Here is a 15,074-nt window from a genome sequence, read left to right as displayed (position 1 = left end):
TCCGCCCGCCGGTGTCTCGGCGGGGGGCAGGCGGATCAGGAAGGTCGAGCCCTGGCCCACCACGCTTTCCTCGAGTGCGATCGTGCCCCCGTGCAGCGCGACCAGCTGGCGCACCAGCGCAAGGCCGATGCCCAGCCCTTCTTTGTCCGCGCCCATCGGCACCTGAGCGAATAGGTCGAAAATAGCTGCGTGCATTTCCGGCGGGATGCCGATGCCGTTGTCCGCGACGCGGATCTCCACCGCTTCGCCGGCGTCGCGCGCCGAAAGCCGGATCGTGCCGCCCTCCGGCGTGTACTTGGCGGCGTTGTTCAAAAGGTTGCTGACAATCTGGGCGATGCGGGCATGGTCGCCGTCGATCCACAGCGGAGTCTGCGGCAGGTCCAGCGTCAGATGATGGCCGCGCGCCGCGATCTTGGGACTGCTCGTTTCCACCGCGAAGGCCAGCGCGTCGGCAAGCCGCATCCGCGCGACGCGCAGCGTGATCTTGCCCTGATCGATCCGCGCCACATCCAGCAGGTCCTCGATCAGCCGTGCCATCTGGTGCACCTGCCGGTCCAGCCGCTCCAGGATCGCGTCGGTGGCTTCGTCGGTGCCGCCGCGGCGGAGCAGGTGCACGCCGGCGCCGAACGCCATGATCGGATTGCGCAGCTCGTGCCCCAGCATCGCGAGAAAGGCGTCCTTGCGGCGATCGGCCGCCTGCAGGTCGCGCGTAAGCCGCTGCAGCTCGTCGCGCTGGGCGGTGAGCTGCTGGCGCTGGCGGTGCAGATCGAAGAACACCGCGCTTTTCGATCGCAGGATCTCCGCATCGATCGGCTTCTGCAGGAAATCGACCGCCCCCGCCTCATAGCCGCGGAATCGGCGGTGGGCGTCTGGATCGCCGGCGGTGAGGAAGATTATCGGAAAGTGCATCGTCCGCGGATTGCCGCGCAGGATTTCGGCCAGTTCGAAGCCGTCCATGCCCGGCATCTGCACGTCGAGCAGCACCAGCGCGACATCGTGCACCAGCAGCATCTCCAGCGCCTCCTCGCCCGATCGCGCCTTCAGGCATTCGAGGCCGTCGCGGCGCAGCAGGGCTTCCAGCGCGACCAGGTTCTCGTCGAGATCGTCGACCAGGAGGAAGCGGACGGGGGGTGCGGGGTGGTCGGCCATCATGATAGCCCTGCCAGATAGGCAGCGATGCCGTCGAGCCCCAGCACGCGCGCACCGGGGCACAGCGCCAGCGCCGCCGCCGGCATCGTGCCCACCTGCGCGGTCGCCGGATCCTGTACGATCACCGTGCCGCCCGCCGCCGCCACCGCCTGCATCCCCGCCGCCCCATCCTGGTTCGCGCCGGTCAGCAGGATGGCGACGAGCCGCCGGCGAAACGCATCGGCCGCGCTTTCCAGCAGCAGGTCGATCGACGGGCGGCTATGGTTGACCGGATCGTCGGCGGACAGCGCCAGGCTGCCATCGCCTTCGACCAGCAGATGGTAATTGGCCGGTGCGAAGGTGATGCTGCCCGGCGCCGGCACCATTTTGTCCTCCGCTTCGCACACGCGCAGCCGGCAGCGCCCTTCGAACAGGCCGACCAGGCCGTGATCCTGATCGGGCGGCACGTGCAACACGATCAGGATCGGGAGCGGGAAACCGGCGGGCAGCGCCGGCAGGATGCGCAGCAGCGCCTGGATCGCCCCGGCCGATCCGCCGATCGCCACCGCAGCGGGGCGCGGCGCCGCCGCGCTCATCGGTCCCGCCGCTGGTAGAGCTTCTCGTCTCGGACGAGATCCTCGAACGCGGCCGCATGGGCGGAGAAGCGCAGGCTCTCCTTGCGTCCCAGCCCCAGAAAGCCGCGCCGCACCAGCGACGAATCGAACAGGCCGACGGCACGATCCTGCAACGCGCGATCGAAATAGATCAGCACGTTGCGGCAGGAGATCAGGTGCATTTCGGCGAACACCGAATCGGTCGCCAGACTGTGATCGGAAAACACGACATTGGCGCGCAGGCTGCTGTCGAAGATCGCGCGATCATAATCGGCGGTGTAATAGTCCGACAGCGAAGTACGCGCGCCGGACTTCTGGTGGTTTTCGGTGAACTTGCGAATCTGCGACAGCGGATAGACGCCCGCTTCGGCGGCGCGCAGCGCCTTCGGGTTGATGTCGGTGGCATAGAAGATGGTGCGCTGCTCCAGCCCCTCCTCACGGAACAGGATCGCCAGCGAATAGAGTTCCTCGCCGTTGCTGCACCCCGCCACCCAGATCTTCAGCGAGGGATAGGTGCGCAGATGCGGCACCACCTTTTCGCGCAGCGCGCGGAAATAGCTGGGGTCGCGGAACATCTCGCTCACCTGCACGGTGAGATAGTTGAGCAGCGGCGCCAGCGCATCGGGATCGCGCAGCACCTGTTCCTGCAGACCGGAGATGCTGCCGGCCCCGAGCCGGTCGCGCGCCTGGAACAGCCGCCGCTTGATCGATGCGCGGGCATAGTGCCGGAAATCGTAATGATAGCGCCGGTACAGGGCTTCGAGCAGCAGCTCGATCTCGATGTCTTCGACGCTGGGTTCGTCGTCGTCGGTCATCGCGGCATCCATACCCGCACCAGCGAGAGCAGTTTGTCGACGTCGATCGGCTTGGCCATATAGTCGTTGGCACCGGCTTCGATGCAGCGTTCCTGGTCGTCCGGCATCGCCTTGGCCGTCAGCATGATGATCGGCAGCTTGGCCCAGCGGCCGTCGCCGCGGATCGCCCGCGTCGCGCTCAGCCCGTCCATCACCGGCATCATCACGTCCATCAGCACCAGATCGATTCCATCTTCCGGATCGGCGGCGGCCGCCGCCAGCGCGTCCAGCGCCTCCTGCCCGTTGCGGGCGATGCGCACTTCCACGCCGCGTGGTTCCAAGACGCTGGTGAGCGAGTAGACGTTCCGGATATCGTCTTCGACGATCATCACCCGGCGCCCTTCCAGCACCGCGTCGCGGCGGCGGGCGTTGAGGATCATCGCCTGCTGCGCGCTCGGCAGTTCGGACACCACCTGGTGGAGGAACAGCGACACTTCGTCGAGCAGCCGTTCGGGCGATTTCGCGCCCTTGATGATGATCGAGCTGGAATGGCGCCGCAATTGCTGCTCGTCATCGGCGGTAAGCTCGCGCCCGGTATAGACGATCACCGGCGGGAAGCCGTGCGCGCCCTCCTCCGCGCTCAGCGTTTCGAGCAGCGAATGACCGGAGGCATCGGGCAGCGAGAGATCGAGCACCATGCAGTCGAACGTCTCGGTGCGCAGCCGCTCCAGGCACTCGACCGCGGTGCCGACGCCGATCGTCTCGACATCGTCGGACTGGAGCAGCCGCGCCACCGCGTCGCGCTGGACGGGATCGTCCTCGACGATCAGCACCCGGCGCATCCGGGTGGCGGTGCGCGCCTGCAGGCCTTCCAGCACATCGGCCAGCTGTTCGCGCCGGATCGGCTTCACATGATAGCCGACCGCGCCGAGCGACAGCGCCGTCTGGCTCTGATCGGCGGCGGAGATGACGTGGATCGGGATGTGGCGCGTCTCCGAATCCTGCTTCAGCCGATCGAGTACGGTCAGGCCGGACTGGTCGGGCAGCCCCAGATCGAGCACCACCGCGCTCGGGCGATACTGGCGGGCGAGCCGCATCGCCTCGTCGGCGCTGCTCGCGATCAGGCACTGGAAACCGAGTTCGCGCGACAGATCGCACACGATCGAGGCGAACACCGGATCGTCCTCGATCACCAACAGCTGGCGCGCGCCCGGAGCCAGCCGCTCGCGATCGTCCTCCAGCGACCAGCCGGCGGCCGGCCGGGGCGATGCGGCGGAGGCGAGGGGGGCGGAGGCGGCGGCAGGCGGCGCCGCCGCGATGGCCCCGGCCTCGCGCGGCGCGACGGCGGCCGGATCATAGCGGGCGGGCAAGGTGAGGGTGAAGGTGCTGCCTTCGCCGGGCCGGCTTTCCAGCGCGATGCTGCCGCCGAGCAGCCGGGCCAGTTCCCGCGAGATCGATAGGCCCAGCCCGGTGCCGCCATAGCGCCGGTTGATCGTGCCGTCCGCCTGGTGGAATGCCTCGAAGATGCGGCGCTGCTGCTCTTCGGTAACGCCGATCCCGGTATCTTCCACCGCGAACGCCAGGCGATCCCCCGCCACCGCCCGCACGCGCAGCCGCACCGATCCCTTTTCGGTGAATTTCAGGGCATTGGAGAGCAGGTTCTTCAGAATCTGTTCCAACCGCAGCCGATCGGTCTCGATGCCGCGCGCGGCGCCTTCCTCGAGCACGATCTCGAACCCCAGCGCGCGCTGCTCCGCCACCGGCTGGAACAGCTGGCGCAGATCGTTGGCGAGCCGGGGCAGGCTCACCGGCTCGGCGCGGACATCGACATGGCCCGCCTCGATCTTGGAAAGATCGAGAATGTCGTTGATGAGCGTGAGCAGATCGTTGCCGGACGATTCGATCGTGCGGGCGAACTTGACCTGCTCCGGCGTCAGATTGGCGGGAGCATTGTCGCCCAGCAGCTTGGAAAGGATCAGCAGCGAATTGAGCGGCGTGCGCAGCTCGTGGCTCATATTGGCGAGGAAGTCGCTCTTGTACTGGCTGGCCTGTTCCAGCTCGCGCGTCTTGGCCAGCAGCTGGGCGCTGCCCCGTTCGAGCGCATCGCGCTGGTTTTCCAGTGCCTGGGCCTGTTCCTCGAGCTGGCTGTTGGTCTGTTCCAATTCGACCTGCTGCTGTTCCAGCATCGCCTGGGATTCGCGCAGCGCGCGGCTCTGTTCCTCCAGCTCCTCGTTGTTGACCTGCAGCTCCTCGCTCTGGGTCTGCAGCTCGGCGGCCTGGCGGCGGCTATGTTCCAGCGCCGCTTGCAGCTGTGCGCGAAAGCGGGCGGAGCGCAGCGCCACGCCGATGCCGGGCGAGGCGCGGTCGAGCAGCTCCAACGCCGCATCGTCCACCGGGTGGAAAAAGCCCAGCTCCAGCACGGCATTGACACGATCGTCCGCCTTGGCGGGCACGATCATCAGGTGGCGCGGCCGATCCTGCCCGAAGCCCGAACCGATGGTGAGATAGCCTTCGGGCACATCGTCGAGCAGCATCGCCTCGCCCTCCGCCGCCACGCGGCCGAGCAGCCCGTCGTGCGGGGCGAAGCCCTGAGGCAGGGCGGCGTCGGCCGGAACGCCCAGCGTGGCGATGCGGTGGAAGCGGCCGTCTTCCTTCTTGAACAGCGCGCCCGCCTCGAACCCCAGATAGTCGGCGAGATAACGCAGCACCGCGGCGCCGATCTCCTCGGTCGTCTTGTCGCCGCGCACCGCCGCCGAAAGGCCCAGCTGGCCGGCCTGGATCCACGCCTCGCGCGCCCGTGCCCGTGCATTGCGGCGGAACAGCGGGAACATCAGCAGCGTCAGCCCGGCGCCGATCAGGCTGGACACCACCGCGCTGGCGATCGCCGTCCGCGAGGCGGTGGCCATTTCCTCCAGCCGCAGCCGGCGGATGCGGACTTCTTCCTGCATCATCGCCGACAGCTGGGCGCGGATCGCATCCATCGTCGCCTTGCCGCGATCGGTGGCGACGATGGCGAGCGCGGCGCTCAAACCCTGATCGCGGCGCACCTCGATGCTTTCGCGCAGCTCGGCCAGCTTCATGTCGATATGGTGGCGCAGCTGGACCAGATTGGCCTGTTGCGTTTCATTGTCGCCGATACGATCGCTCACCGCCTTCAGCCGGGGCGGCAACAGGTTGGTCGCGGCGCTATAGGGCTCCAGATAGGCGCGTGACCCGGTGAGCAGATAGCCGCGCTGGCCGGTTTCGGCATCCTGCACGCTGGACAGCAGCGTATCCAGCGCGATCAGCACCCCGTGGCTGCGCCGGATCGCCGCATCGCTTTCGCGCAGGCTCTGCACGTTGAGCACCGCGATCAGCCCGCTGCCCAGGAAAAAGGCGAGGCCGACGAAAAAGCCCAGAAGCGACCACGCGCTGCTGCTGCTGGAGGCGCGTACCCGGTTCCGACGCTTCATGAGATCGATCCTGAAAACAACGATCTCCGGCATATCGCGCGCGCCGCCAAGCGCAAGCGGCACGCGGTGTGGCTGCGATGAACTGCAGCGGCCCGGCCGGCATCGACCCTTGTCAGTCCAGCATCGCCCGCGCCGCTGCGACGAAGTCGGCGCAATCTTCCTGCGCGGAGGGCAGGGCGCGGCGCAGGTTGACGAAGCCGTGCACCATGCCCGCCGCTTCCATCCGCCGGACCGGCGTGCCCGCCGCCGCGACGCGATTGGCATAGGCGTGGCCGGGATCGCGCAGCACGTCGTGCGAGGCGGCCAGCATCAGCAGCGGGGCGGCGGGGATCGGCCCCCGGATGCAATGATAGCGCGGGTCTTCGGCCGGCGCGGCCACCTGGCGATCGAACCACGCCATGTCCTCAGCGGTGATGAAGAAGCCGTTGCCGAAACGCTGCACCGAAGGCCAGTCGGTGCCGCCGCCGACGAAGGGATAGAAGACCCATTGCGCCAGCACCGGCACCGCCGCGGCGCGCAGGCCCAGCTGCTGGGCGGTGACGATGGCGAGGTTGCCGCCCGCGCTGTCGCCGCACGGGATCAGCCCGGTGACGGTAAAGCCCAGTTCGGCGGGCGAGGTTGCCGCCCAGCGCGCCGCCGCCTCGGCATCGTCGGGCGCGGCGGGGAAGGGATGTTCGGGGGCGAGGCGATAGTCGATGGCGAGCAGCGGCAGATCGACCGCATCGGCGAACCAGGTGCAGAAGGGGTGGTGCGTCGACAGGTCGCCAATGGCGAAGCCGCCGCCGTGGAAGAACAGCACCAGCGGGCTTGCCGTCCGCGCCGCCCGGCGATCGTACAGGCGGGCAGGCAGGGCGCCGGCCGGGCCGGGCAGGGCGAGGTCCGCGATGCGGGCGAGCGGCACCGGCGGCAGATCGGCCAGCTCGACATTGGTGCGCATCAGCATCCGCGCGGATTCCGCCGTCAGCGCGGCCAGCGGCGGCGCGCCGGTTTCCGCCATATAGCCCAGAAAGCCGGCCGCGTCGGGCCGCAGCGGCGCCACCGTCATGCCGCCGCCTCCATCAGTAGCACCGGCTTGATCACCGCGCCGGTTTCGGAATCGTGCACCGCCCGGTCGATCGCCGCGAAGGGATAGGTGCACACCAGCTTCTCCATCGGCAGCCGGCCTTCGCGATAATAGCCGATCAGCCGCGGCACGAAGCGCTGCGGATCGATCCCGCCTTCGACCACGCCGATGATGCGCCGCCCCATGCTCATGATCGCGGAGGCGTCCACCGCCAGCCTGGGTTCGGACGGATAGGCGCCGACCAGCGCCAGCGTGCCGCGCCCGGCGAGCAGATCCACGGCGGGCCCGAGCAGCGCGGGCACGCCGGTGGTATCGACGATTTGGTCGAACGGGCCAGCCAGCGCGGCGAGATCGGTGGCCGTTGCGGTCGCGCCTAGTTCCAGGCCGAGATCGAGGCGGTGGCGGTGGCGATCGAGCAGCGCGATGCGGGTGGCCCCCGCGATCGCCGCCGCCATCACTGCCGCCAGCCCCACCGCGCCCGCGCCGAGGATGGCGATCGCCTGGCCTGGCCGCACGTCCAGCGTCTCCAGCACCGTGCCCGCCCCGGTCTGGATGCCGCAGCCCAGCGGCGCCAGCAGGTGCAGCGGCAGATCGGCATCCACCTTCACCACGTTGCGCCGGTGCGCCAGCGCATGGCTGGCAAAGGCCGATTGGCCGAAGATGTTGCTGCCGATCCGGTCTGCGCCGCGCCATAGCCCGCCCTGGTCCGGGGCGAGCGCGCCCAGGAAGTTGCGGGGAAAGAATTCGGGGCAATAGCCGGGCTGGTGATCGTGGCAGGCGGGGCAGGCGCCGCAGCTGTCGAAGCTGAGCAGCACCCGATCGCCGGCGGCGAGGCCGGTCGCCGCCGGCCCCACCGCCTCCACCACGCCGGCGCCTTCGTGCCCGAACACCGCGGGAAAGGGCACCGGCAGCGCCCCGTCGCGCATCACCATGTCGGTGTGGCACACGCCGCACGCGACGATCCGCACCAGCACCTGATCGCCGCCCGGCGGATCGATCCGCAGCGTCTCGATCCGGAAGCCGCTGCCGGCCCGTTCGGTCACGGCCGCCTGTATCTGCATGTCCGTGCTCCCGTCAGAACTTGAAGCCGAGGCGCGCATACCATTCGCGCGGGCGGCTATAGGTGCCGAAGAAGGTACCGGCCGAGATGTTGGCGCCGCCCGAGGTGAGGTAGCGCGTGTCGGTCAGGTTGGTGCCGCCCACCGCCAGCGTCCAGCGGCCCTCGGGTTCCTGATAGCTGACGCTGGCATTGACCAGATCGATCGCCTGGCGCCGGAGCAGGAAGCTGCGCTGGGTATCGTTCCATACGCTGCTGGCATGGCTCCAGTCGGCGAGGAAGACGAGCGTCGCGCCATTGCCGATCCGGGTTTCGTAGCGCGGGCTGAAGTTCAGCTTCCAGTTCGGGGTCTTGGGCAGCGGCGCGCCGACCACGGTGCCCGCCTGGAACACGCTGGGACCGCCCACCGCCGCCGCCGCTGCGGAGACCCGCGTATAGGTGGCATCGATATAGCCGAGCGAGCCGTTCAGCGTCAGCCCGCGCACCGGCGCGGCGATCGCCTCCAGCTCGAACCCGCGGATCCGCGCATCGCCGGCATTGGCGATGGTGGGCGAGGTGCCGATCTGGATGTTGAGCTGGATGTCCTTATAGTCGGTGCTGAAGGCGGCGGCGTTCAGCTGCAGCTTGCGATCGAACAGCGTCGATTTCACGCCCACTTCCCAGGTCGTCGCGGTTTCCTCGTTGAAATCGGGCGCGACATTGCCCTGCGGATTGGTCAGTCGCGTCGTCCAGCCGCCGGTCTTGTACCCGCGCGACCAGCTGCCATACAGCATCACGTCGTCGTTCGGGTGGATCTGCAGCCCGAACTTCGGCGAGAAATCGCTGAAGCTCTTGCGGTTCATCCCCGGCACATAGACGCGCACCGGATTGCTCGGATCGGGATAGCCCAGCCCCGCCTGGCACGGCACCGGAGCCAGCGGGAAGGCCCCGTTCGGCCGGATGTTGCCATTGGCATCCGCACAGCCGAACAGCTTGTAGTTGAAGCCGTTCAGTTCCTGCTGCCCGCCTTCGAAGCGCTTCTTCTCGCTGGTGTAGCGGCCGCCGATGGTGATGCCGATCAGGTCGATCGGACGATAATCGATCTGGCCGAACGCGGCGTAATTTTCCGTCTCCAGCCGGTTCGGCCCGTCCACCTGCACCTGGCCCTCGGCGAAGGTGACGAAATCGTGCAGGTTGCCGGCTTCCTTGAAGTAATAGCCGCCGAGCACATAGTTGAGCTTGTCGTCCAGCGCCTTGCCGAGCAGCTGCAGTTCCTGGCTGACCTGCCACTGGCGCATGGTGAAGCTGAGCTGGAGGAAGTTGAGCGGCGAGCCATCCGCATCGAGGCCCGCGCGCCAATCGAGCTGGCGATAGGCGGTGATCGACTTGAGCGCGATATCGGGGCTCAGCTCATAATCGATCACGCCCGACAGGCCCCAGTTGCGCAGGTCCGAAAAGCTGTTGCCGGTGGCATAGCTCCTGTCGGGATCGGCGATCAGATAGCGGCTGTCCCAGGGCAGGCGATCGTTGGCCGGATTGCCGTCGACATTGACGCTGGCATAGCTCGGCACCTGGAAGCGCGGGTTGAACTGCGTGCCCGAGGTGCCGCACAGCGCCTGGGCGCTGCGCGCGGCGATCTGCGCCGGGGTGGAGCCGATGCAGAAATTGTACAGCCCGGCGAACAGGAAGCCGGTGGTGCCGGTAGGATCGAAGGCGGTGCCGGGCAGATTGGCGGTGCCGGCGAAATTGCCCGGCACGGTTTCGGCGGTGGCGATCAGCTTGTTGGCGCTGGTGCCCTTGTCGCGGCTGTAATCGGCCGAGACTGTGAGCTTGAGCGGGCCGCCGCGATCCCATTTCAGCTTGCCGCGCAGGTTCCAATTGTCGTTGCCGCCCTCGCGCTCGGCCGAGTCATAGCCGGCGGCGGAAAAGGCGGTGTAGGACGGCGTGTTGTTCACCCGCTGATCGGGGTAAGGGATGCGCTGCAGGAAGCCGTCGCGCGATTTCACGCCGAAGCTGACGATCGCGCCCAACCCTTGGGCGATCGGCATGTCCATCGACGCGCGCACCTGGAGCAGATTGTAGCTGCCGGTGGTCACATCGCCTTGCGCCGCGAACTTGTCACCCGGATCGCGCGTGACGATCGAGATCGCACCGCCGATCGTGTTGCGCCCGAACAGCGTGCCCTGGGGACCCTTGAGCACCTCGACACGGGCGACGTCCATCAGATCCTGGTTCGCGCCGACGGTGCGGGCCAGATACACGCCGTCGAGATAGAGGCCGACGCCGGGATCGATATTGAAGGCGAAATCGTCCGAGCCGATGCCGCGAATATAGGCGGACAGCACGGCGGGCGATCCCGAAAAGGGCGTGCCGGCATCGAGATTGACGTTGGGCGCCAGCGCCGAGAGCTGCGAGACGCTGCCCACGGCGCGCTCCTGCAAGGCCTCGGTGCCGAAGGCGGAGATGGCGATCGGCACGTCCTGCACGCTTTCGGCGCGTTTCTGCGCGGTGACGACGATGTCGACGATGCCGCTGCTTTCCTGGGGCTGCTGCGCCGCCGGGCCGGCAGGCTGGGGCTCGGCCGATTGCGCGAAGGCGGGCGATGCCCATGCCGCAGATGCAAGCAGGGCCGTGGCGAAACGATACCGCATTATCCTCTCCCGAAACGGTGCGCCTTTTTGGCGCTTCACCGAAGAGGATAGCGGAGCATGCGGCCCGCTTCTTGGACGGGCGCGAACCGCGATCAGGACGGATGCGAACTTGGGAGGAGCTTTCCGCCCTTCCGGCGTCGTCCGTATCCGCGATGTCCAAAAAGTTTGACATCTGGCAGGCGATGTCTAACTTCTTTTACATCGAAGGAAGGAATCGAATGGCTGTTTCGGCCCGCCAGCGCAAAATCGGAGTTGCCGCCGCCGTCATGATGCTGGGGTCTGTGGTCGCCGGGCTCGTGATCGCCATCTTGCCGCTGCATCTGCCGATCGCAATCGCCGGCGGGCTCGCCGCGCTGGTCCTTGCCGCCGCATTTCTGGTGGCACTGCCATGGTGGCGGATGCTCGATTACATGCAGCGGGACGGCCATCTGTTCAGCTGGTACTGGGGCGGTTCCTTTGGCGGCGGCCTGGCGCTGGTGTTGCTCGCGATCGGCACGGGCGTTCGCAGCCCATGGTTCGCCGGTGCCGCGCTGGTGTGGCTGCTGCAATGCGGAGGCTATGGCATTTCGCGTCTGATCTGGTGGTTTGCCCATCGTTCGCAGGCGTCATGAAGAACTGCCTGCGCGACGCCCGCCTGGCGAAGGGCTTGAGCCAGGCCGAACTGGCGGATCGCATGGACGTTTCGCGTCAGACCATCAACGCGGTGGAGGCCGATAAATACGACCCCTCGCTACCCCTGGCCTACAAGCTCGCCGCGTTCTTCGAGATGCCGGTCGAAAGCCTGTTCCTGAATCCGTTCAGACCATGATCCCACATAGGAGGCAAGATTGCCGGAAGCATATGGCCTTGCGATAGCGCTGATCGTCGGGCTGCTGCTTTTCCTTGCCGCACCAGCGGCGATTGCCCTGATCAGGCAGCATCCCGAGCGACGGCTGATCTATCGGCTGACGCCCCTGAGCCTGTTGTCGTTCATGCTGTGGCTGTTCCTGCTGGCATGGGCGTTCACCGGGCACCGCGACGATGCGCTCCTTTCGCGCTACGTGACCAGGCTGCGCGGGAACAACCGCCTGCCGCTGGCGATCGGCGTGCTTGTCCTGCTTGGACTTGCCGGTGGTCTGCTGCCGCTGTTGCGTTGAACGCGGCATGGAATGGATCCTCGCCCCAGGCGTGGCGCTGCTGTTCGCCCTGCTTCTTCCGGCGTCGATCTGGGCAGCGAAGAGGTCGATCCGGCGAAACCGGCGCATGGCGGGGATCGCGCTTTCGCTGGGCATGGCGTTTGCGTTTCTCCACGACCCGCGCAGGAACGAAGTCATCGAGAATGTGGGAAAGCGCGCCGCTGGCGATGCGTCCGACGCCATCGGAGATGACAACGGGCGCGCGCCATAGCGGGCTGCAGGGTCTTCGCGGCGCCCTTCAGCTGCCGCCGCACCGCCATTCGCGCGGCGTCTTGCCGAAATAGCGGCGGAAGCAGCGGGTGAAGAAGGCGGCATCGTTGAAGCCCAGCGCGAAGGCGATATCGGTCACGCTGCGGCCGGGTTCGGCCAGCAGCAGCTCGGCGGCGCGGTCCAGCCGGCGTTCGGTGACGAAGGCGGTAGGCGTGCGCCCGGTTTCGCGCAGGAATGCCTTCTGGATCGCGCGCGGGGTGAGGCCGGTGGCGGCGCACAGGCTTGCCGTGCCCAGATCGGGATCGGCGAGGTGCCGCAGCGCATAGGCAACGGGCGTCTCGCCGCCCGATGCGGCGGCAGGGCCGCGCTCACGGCGGCACACCAGCCGCGTGGCATCGACCAGCAACTCGCCCACGCCTTCGTCCACCTCGCCGAGCATCGCCCGCTGGTCCCACAGCCCGAGCAGCATATGGTTGAGGAAGGCGACATGCGGATCCTGCCCCGGCAGCAGCCGGCCGTGCAGCGCGCCGATGCCGATGCCGTCGCCCATCAGCGCCGCCGGCACCTGGAGGATCAGGCATTCGTTGCCGTCGGAAATGTCGATCGCATAGGGGCGGCTGTCATCGGCGATCAGGATGTCGCCCATGCTCCCCGAAATGGCGGCGTCGCCGTGCAGCATCGTCAGCCGGCCGCGCCGTTGGAGGTGGAGCAGCAGGGTATGGCCGTCACGATTGCCGGCGCGGCGCACCTGTGCCCGGCCGCTGCGGGCGCGGGCCAGGCCCACCGGCCCCAGCCGCCATCGCGCGAGATCGGCGCGAATGCCCTCGGGCGCGATCGCGGTCATGCCCGGAAAGGCCTCCGCGACGATCTCCCGCCAGAACAGGTGCCGCCGCTGGGGCGGCACCGCCTGGGTGGAGAAGGTTTCGACCGCGCTCAGGCGGCCGGCTCCAGCTCCACGGCGTTGACGATATGCGCCTGGGTATATTCGTGCAGCCCGGCCTGGCCCAGCTCACCGCCGATGCCGGACTGTTTCGATCCGCGGAAGGGGATGTTGGGATCGATGGCGAGATGCTGGTTCACCCAAACGGTGCCGGTGTCGATCCGCATCGCCACTTCGGTCGCGCGAGCGACGTCGCGGCCCCATACCGTGCCGCCCAGGCCGTATTCGGAGGCGTTGGCGCGGGCGATCACATCGTCGATATCGCTGTATTTCAGCACCGGCAGCACCGGGCCGAACTGTTCCTCGCGGACCAGCGGGGCATCGTCGTCGAGATCGCGGACGATCGTCGGCGGGATGAAATAGCCGGGGCGATCGAGCGGCGCGCCGCCCGCCAGCACAGTGCCGCGTTGCCGGGCATCGTCGATCAGCGCCTTCACCTTTTCGAACTGCATCGCGTTCTGGATGGGGCCGACCTTGGCGCCCTGTTTCGCGCCGTCATCGACCACGGTGTTGCGGGCCAGCTCGGCAATCTCGTCGCAGAAGGCATCGTACATGGCTTCGGGCACATAGGCGCGCTTCACCGCCACGCAGATCTGCCCGGCATTGTACATCGCGCCCTGAAACACCTTCTTTGCCGCAACCGCGGGTTCGACATCGTCGAGCACGATCGCCGCATCGTTGCCGCCCAGCTCCAGCGTGACGCGCTTCATGCCGTCGGCGGCGCTGGCCATCACCTTCTTGCCGGTGGCGGTGGAGCCGGTGAACGCGACCTTGGCGACATCGGGATGCGCGGTGAGCATGCCGCCCAGATCGTTCTGGTCGCACAGGATGTTGACGACGCCGGGCGGCAGCAGCTCGGCGAAGATCTCGCCCAGCAGCAGCGTGGTGAGCGGCGTGGTCGGCGCGGGCTTCAGCACCATGGTGTTGCCGGTGACGAGCGCCGGGCCGATCTTGTTGGCGGCGAGGATGATCGGGAAGTTCCACGGCGTGATCGCGGCGACGACGCCCAGCGGCGTGCGATGCTCGATCACCTTGTTGCCGCCCTCGTCGTGCAGCACCTTCTTTTCGGGGCGCATCTGGGCAAAGGCGCGCAGCGTGAACACCGTGCCCATCACTTCGCCCATCGCCTGATCGAGCGGCTTGCCCTGTTCTGTGGTGAGCAGATGCGCGAATTCGCCGGCGCGCTCCTGCAGCCGCGCGGCCACCGCATCGACCAGCGCAGCGCGCGCCTCGATCGGCGTGGCGGCCCAGGCGGGGAAGGCGGCCTTGGCGGCGGCGACCGCGGCGTCGAGCAGCTCCGGATCGGCCTTGGGGCAGCGGGCGAAGGGCTGGGCGGTGGCCGGGTTGATCACGTCGAAGGTGCTCGCGCCGTCTACCAGGGCACCGTTGATCAGCAGCTTGAACTTGTGTTCCAAGACCTCTCTCCTAAACCGGGCCCGAGTCGCACGGACCCGAACCTTCCAATTGCGTGAAATGTATCCCAGGCATACCAACAGGGCAAGATGACACGACGCGACCCTCAGCAGGAGGCGCTTGCGAGCCTCACCGGCTACCAGCTCCAGATGGCCCGGCTGCCGCTGATGGAGGCGGCGCATGCGGCGCTGGCGCCGTTCGGCATCTCGCCGGCGAAGGTGACGGCGCTGGCGCTGATCCGCGCCCGGCCGGGCCTGGACCAGTCGACGCTGGCGCGCTGCCTGTCGATCAACCGCGCCAGCGCGATGAAGCTGGTCAACCTGCTCGCCGAGCGCGGGCTGGTCGAGCGCCGGCCGGGGCGCAACCTGCGCAGCAACGCGTTGCACCTGACGGGTGAAGGCGAGGCGCAGCTGCCGGCGATGATCGCCTGCCTGCGCGACTCCGAAGCGCCGCTCCTCGCCCCGCTATCGGCGGAGGAGCGGCGGACGTTGCAGGCGCTGCTGCTCCGGCTGGCAAAGGGGGGATGACGGCTGCCGGCCGTCGTGAAGGTCGCGCGGCAATCGGCGGCAGAAACGCCGCGGGCAACGTGGTCCGCCGT

At 68.0% G+C, this 15,074-nt stretch carries 14 protein-coding genes; 5 read left to right on the top strand and 9 right to left on the bottom strand.

All coding sequences use genetic code 11. The annotated features are described in order from the left end of the window. The 7 genes from B215_RS0114540 to B215_RS0114510 form a co-directional block, all read right to left on the bottom strand. A partial coding sequence (locus B215_RS0114540; protein WP_019370378.1) for a hybrid sensor histidine kinase/response regulator occupies positions 1-1,149 on the bottom strand: 1,149 nt, incomplete at its 3' end. Beyond that, a complete protein-coding gene (locus B215_RS0114535) occupies positions 1,149-1,724 on the bottom strand; it encodes a chemotaxis protein CheB (RefSeq protein WP_019370377.1) in 576 nt (191 codons plus the stop codon). The genes B215_RS0114535 and B215_RS0114540, both read right to left, overlap by 1 nt. Further along, a complete protein-coding gene (locus B215_RS0114530) occupies positions 1,721-2,569 on the bottom strand; it encodes a CheR family methyltransferase (RefSeq protein ID WP_019370376.1) in 849 nt (282 codons plus the stop codon). The genes B215_RS0114535 and B215_RS0114530 overlap by 4 nt, the downstream gene beginning before the upstream one ends. Continuing rightward, on the bottom strand, positions 2,554-5,988 hold the full coding sequence (locus B215_RS0114525) for a response regulator (protein ID WP_050990188.1): 3,435 nt from the start codon (positions 5,986-5,988) through the stop codon (positions 2,554-2,556). The genes B215_RS0114530 and B215_RS0114525 overlap by 16 nt, the downstream gene beginning before the upstream one ends. 112 nt (positions 5,989-6,100) lie before the next feature. Then, the gene (locus B215_RS0114520; protein ID WP_019370374.1) at positions 6,101-7,033 is read right to left on the bottom strand and encodes an alpha/beta hydrolase fold domain-containing protein; all 933 of its coding nucleotides are present in this window, start codon (positions 7,031-7,033) and stop codon (positions 6,101-6,103) included. Then, positions 7,030-8,112 (bottom strand): NAD(P)-dependent alcohol dehydrogenase, encoded by a 1,083-nt coding sequence (locus tag B215_RS0114515; RefSeq protein ID WP_019370373.1) that lies wholly within the window; start codon positions 8,110-8,112, stop codon positions 7,030-7,032. The genes B215_RS0114520 and B215_RS0114515 overlap by 4 nt, the downstream gene beginning before the upstream one ends. A gap of 13 nt (positions 8,113-8,125) precedes the next feature. Next, positions 8,126-10,738: a TonB-dependent receptor gene (locus B215_RS0114510; RefSeq protein ID WP_019370372.1), complete on the bottom strand. Its 2,613-nt coding sequence runs from the start codon at positions 10,736-10,738 to the stop codon at positions 8,126-8,128. Between the two features lie 101 nt (positions 10,739-10,839). On the opposite strand from B215_RS0114510, the gene B215_RS21580 reads away from it, so the two are divergent. Genes B215_RS21580 through B215_RS0114490 form a run of 4 tightly spaced genes read left to right on the top strand, consistent with a single transcriptional unit; the run spans position 10,840 to position 12,124 of the window. Next, positions 10,840-11,349, top strand: coding sequence for a hypothetical protein (locus tag B215_RS21580; protein ID WP_237718466.1), 510 nt, complete (start codon positions 10,840-10,842; stop codon positions 11,347-11,349). Further along, positions 11,346-11,546: a helix-turn-helix transcriptional regulator gene (locus B215_RS0114500; RefSeq protein ID WP_019370370.1), complete on the top strand. Its 201-nt coding sequence runs from the start codon at positions 11,346-11,348 to the stop codon at positions 11,544-11,546. The genes B215_RS21580 and B215_RS0114500 overlap by 4 nt, the downstream gene beginning before the upstream one ends. Positions 11,547-11,565: 19 nt before the next feature. Next, complete coding sequence (locus B215_RS0114495) at positions 11,566-11,874, top strand: hypothetical protein (protein ID WP_019370369.1); 309 nt, start codon at positions 11,566-11,568, stop codon at positions 11,872-11,874. Between the two features lie 31 nt (positions 11,875-11,905). Next, positions 11,906-12,124, top strand: a complete 219-nt coding sequence (locus tag B215_RS0114490) for a hypothetical protein (RefSeq protein WP_160327953.1) — start codon at positions 11,906-11,908, stop codon at positions 12,122-12,124. Between the two features lie 27 nt (positions 12,125-12,151). On the opposite strand, the gene B215_RS0114485 is transcribed toward B215_RS0114490, so the two are convergent. Both B215_RS0114485 and B215_RS0114480 read right to left on the bottom strand, forming a co-directional pair. After that, complete coding sequence (locus B215_RS0114485) at positions 12,152-13,027, bottom strand: AraC family transcriptional regulator (protein ID WP_019370367.1); 876 nt, start codon at positions 13,025-13,027, stop codon at positions 12,152-12,154. A gap of 29 nt (positions 13,028-13,056) precedes the next feature. Next, a complete protein-coding gene (locus B215_RS0114480) occupies positions 13,057-14,478 on the bottom strand; it encodes an aldehyde dehydrogenase family protein (RefSeq protein WP_019370366.1) in 1,422 nt (473 codons plus the stop codon). A gap of 87 nt (positions 14,479-14,565) precedes the next feature. Here B215_RS0114480 and B215_RS0114475 point away from each other — a divergent pair, with 87 nt between their 5' ends. Then, positions 14,566-15,003: a MarR family winged helix-turn-helix transcriptional regulator gene (locus tag B215_RS0114475; RefSeq protein ID WP_019370365.1), complete on the top strand. Its 438-nt coding sequence runs from the start codon at positions 14,566-14,568 to the stop codon at positions 15,001-15,003. The last annotated feature ends 71 nt before the right edge of the window (positions 15,004-15,074 follow it).

This window comes from Sphingomonas sp. ATCC 31555, assembly GCF_000282895.1.
GTDB lineage: Bacteria > Pseudomonadota > Alphaproteobacteria > Sphingomonadales > Sphingomonadaceae > Sphingomonas.
This window is presented reverse-complemented; position numbering and strand designations above follow the sequence as displayed.

Bases quoted from the DNA above. Each gene is read 5' to 3' on its own strand.
- B215_RS0114535 (WP_019370377.1), bottom strand. From the start codon at position 1,724: ATGAGCGCGGCGGCGCCGCGCCCCGCTGCGGTGGCGATCGGCGGATCG.
- B215_RS0114530 (WP_019370376.1), bottom strand. From the start codon at position 2,569: ATGGATGCCGCGATGACCGACGACGACGAACCCAGCGTCGAAGACATC.
- B215_RS0114525 (WP_050990188.1), bottom strand. From the start codon at position 5,988: ATGAAGCGTCGGAACCGGGTACGCGCCTCCAGCAGCAGCAGCGCGTGG.
- B215_RS0114520 (WP_019370374.1), bottom strand. From the start codon at position 7,033: ATGACGGTGGCGCCGCTGCGGCCCGACGCGGCCGGCTTTCTGGGCTAT.
- B215_RS0114515 (WP_019370373.1), bottom strand. From the start codon at position 8,112: ATGCAGATACAGGCGGCCGTGACCGAACGGGCCGGCAGCGGCTTCCGG.
- B215_RS0114510 (WP_019370372.1), bottom strand. From the start codon at position 10,738: ATGCGGTATCGTTTCGCCACGGCCCTGCTTGCATCTGCGGCATGGGCA.
- B215_RS21580 (WP_237718466.1), top strand. From the start codon at position 10,840: ATGCGAACTTGGGAGGAGCTTTCCGCCCTTCCGGCGTCGTCCGTATCC.
- B215_RS0114500 (WP_019370370.1), top strand. From the start codon at position 11,346: ATGAAGAACTGCCTGCGCGACGCCCGCCTGGCGAAGGGCTTGAGCCAG.
- B215_RS0114475 (WP_019370365.1), top strand. From the start codon at position 14,566: ATGACACGACGCGACCCTCAGCAGGAGGCGCTTGCGAGCCTCACCGGC.